At 69.4% G+C, this 3,327-nt stretch carries 1 protein-coding gene; it reads left to right on the top strand.

All coding sequences use genetic code 11. From position 1 onward, the window contains the following. A partial coding sequence (locus tag ACFZBX_RS36830) for an SDR family NAD(P)-dependent oxidoreductase (protein WP_391538182.1) occupies positions 1–3,327 on the top strand: 3,327 nt, incomplete at both ends.

Here is a 3,327-nt window from a genome sequence, read left to right as displayed (position 1 = left end):
CCACACCTACGCCGACATCACCCTCCCCGAGGACCTCGAAGCCGACGCCTTCGACATCCACCCCGCCCTCCTCGACGCCGCCCTCCACACCATCGTCATGGAGGCGCTGAAATCCCAGGGCAGCGAGATTCCGGTGCCGTTCTCCTGGTCCGGAGTGCGCCTGCACGCCGTCGGAGCCTCCTCCCTCCGCGTCCGCTTCACCACCACAGGCGAGAACACCTTCGCCATCACCGCGGCCGACGCCAACGGAACACCCGTGGCGTCGATCGATGCGCTGACGCTCCGCCCCCTCCCGGCCGAACAACTCGCCGACAGCGCCAAGCCCCTACGCGACAGCCTCTTCCACATCGAGTGGACACCCCTCACCCCGTCCTCGCCGGTGGCGGAAGCGAACTGGGCCTGGCTGGACACCGAGCACTTCCCCCTCGCCGACGGCGAAACGATCACGTCCGACCGCTACGGCAGCATCACCGCACTCGCCGAAGCCCTCGACAACGGCACCCCTGCTCCCGCGACCGTCCTGCTGCCCTGCGTCTTCCAGCCCCTGGCCACCGTCGAAGAACTCCACCAGGCAACCCGCCACCTGCTCGCCCTAATCCAGCAGTGGCTGCTCGACGAACGCCTCACCACCACCCGCCTCGCCATCTGCACCCGCAACGCCATCGCCACCCACCCCGACGAAGACGTCCACGACCTCACCGCCTCACCCCTCTGGGGCCTCATCCGCACCGCCCAGAGCGAAAACCCCGACCGCTTCACCCTCATCGACCTCGACACCCCCCAGACCAACCCCAACACCCTCCACACCGCCCTGGCCACCAACGAACCCCAACTCGCCATCCGCAACAACACCATCCACGCACCCCGCCTCACCCGCACCACCACCACGGACCACACCACCCCGGCAGCCTTCAACCCCAACGGCACCGTCCTCATCACCGGCGGCACCGGCACCCTCGGCAGCCTCCTCGCCCACCACCTGGTCACCCAGGGCCACACCCACCTGCTCCTCGTCAGCCGCAGCGGCCCCAACGCCGAAGGCGCCGACCAACTACGCAAAGAACTCACCGACCTCGGCGCCCACATCACCATCACCGCCTGCGACACCGCCGACCCCGACCAACTCACCACCCTCCTCGCCGACATCCCCGCCGAGCACCCCCTCACCGCCGTCATCCACACCGCCGGCGTTCTGGCCGACGCCACGGTGGAGAACCTCACCCCCGAGCAACTCGACACCGTCCTGCTACCGAAGGCCGACGCCGCCTGGAACCTCCACCACCAGACCCGGCACCTCGACCTCGCCGCCTTCGTCCTCTACTCCTCCATCACCGGAATCCTGGGCAACCCCGGCCAGGCCAACTACGCCGCCGCCAACACCTTCCTCGACGCCCTCGCCCACCACCGCCACACCCAAGGCCTGCCCGCCACCTCCCTCTCCTGGGGACTCTGGGAGCAGTCGAGCAGTCTGACCGGCCACCTCAGCACCGCCGATCTGGCGCGCATGAGCCGCACCGGGATGGCCCCCCTCCCCACGGCGGACGCCCTCGCGCTCTTCGACCACGCCCTCACCACCACCCACCCCCATCTCCTCCCCACCCGTCTCAGCACCACCGCCCTCCAGGCTCAAGCCCACAACGGAACGCTGCCGACGCTTCTGCAGGACGTCGTGCCCGCCCGGCCCCGAAGCGCTGTAGCGAATCGTCGGACGCGCGTCTCCGGCGGCGACTCGGCCCTCTCCGAACGGCTCGCTCCGCTCTCCCCCGCCGGGCAGAGGGAATTCATCCTCGGCATCCTCGGCACCGAGATCGCCACAGTCCTCGGGCACCAGGGATTCGACACGGTCAATGCCGAGCACTCCTTCAAGTCTCTCGGGTTCGACTCACTCGCCGCGGTAGAGCTGCGTAACCGGATAAACAACGTCACCGGCCTGCGCCTCTCCACAACCCTGATCTTCGACTTTCCCTCGCCGGCCGCCCTCGTCGATCACCTGCTCGCCGAACTCACCGGTGCCGGCGAGACCGCGACGATCGCCCCCGCAGCGATGGCGACCGACGACGAGCCGATAGCCATCGTCGCGATGAGCTGCCGCTACCCCGGCGGAGTGCTCGGGCCGGACGACCTCTGGCAGTTGGTCACCGAAGAACTGGATGCCACTTCCCTGTTCCCCGATGACCGGGGTTGGGACGTCGATGCGCTGTACGACCCGGAGCCGTCGAACACGGGGACGAGCTACACCCGCAGGGGCGGGTTCCTCGACCGAGCCGACCACTTCGACGCGGAGTTCTTCGGGATCAGCCCGCGTGAAGCACTCGCAGCCGACCCGCAGCAGCGCCTGCTCCTGGAGTGCGCGTGGGAGTCTTTCGAGCGGATGGGCGTGCGCCCGGCCTCGTTGCGAGGCAGCCAGACAGGCGTGTTCATCGGTCTGATGTACACGGACTACATGAGCCGGCTCCATCACGTGCCCTCGGAGCTGGAAGGCTATATGGGCAGTGGAAGCATCGGCAGTGTGGCGTCCGGTCGGATCGCGTACACCCTCGGTCTCGAAGGCCCTGCGCTGACGGTGGACACGGCGTGCTCCTCGTCGCTGGTCTCCATGCACCTGGCCAGCCAGGCCCTGCACCGAGGAGAGTGCTCGCTCGCGCTCGCCGGCGGCGTCACGGTCATGTCCACCCCCAGCACCTTCATCGAGTTCAGCCGGCAGGGTGCACTGTCGGCGGACGGTCGGTGCAAGCCGTTCGCGGCGGGTGCGGACGGCACGGGCTGGGCCGAGGGTGTCGGCCTGGTGGTGCTGGAGCGGCTGTCGGACGCCCAGCGCAACGGGCACACCGTGCTGGCACTGGTGCGGGGCAGCGCGGTCAACCAGGACGGCGCCAGCAACGGACTCACCGCCCCCAACGGCCCCTCGCAGGAACGGGTGATCCGCCAGGCCCTGGCGAGCGCCGGCCTGACCGCCGATCAGGTGGACGCCGTCGAGGCGCACGGCACCGGCACCCGCCTCGGCGACCCGATCGAGGCCCACGCCCTCCTGGCGACCTACGGCCAGGACCGGCCCACCGACCAGCCCCTGCACCTCGGCTCGATCAAGTCGAACATCGGCCACACCCAGGCCGCCGCAGGCGTCGCCGGTGTCATCAAGATGATCCTCGCAATGCGACACGGCACCCTGCCCCGATCCCTTCACATCGACGAGCCGACCCCGCACGTCGACTGGACCGCGGGCAGTATCCGTCTGTTGACCGAGCAGACCCCCTGGCCGGTCACCGACCACCCCCGCCGGGCCGCCGTCTCCTCCTTCGGCATCAGCGGCACCAACGCCCACGTCAT

The sequence above is a fragment of the Kitasatospora sp. NPDC008115 genome (assembly GCF_042957205.1).
Taxonomy (GTDB): Bacteria; Actinomycetota; Actinomycetes; order Streptomycetales; family Streptomycetaceae; genus Kitasatospora.
This window is presented reverse-complemented; position numbering and strand designations above follow the sequence as displayed.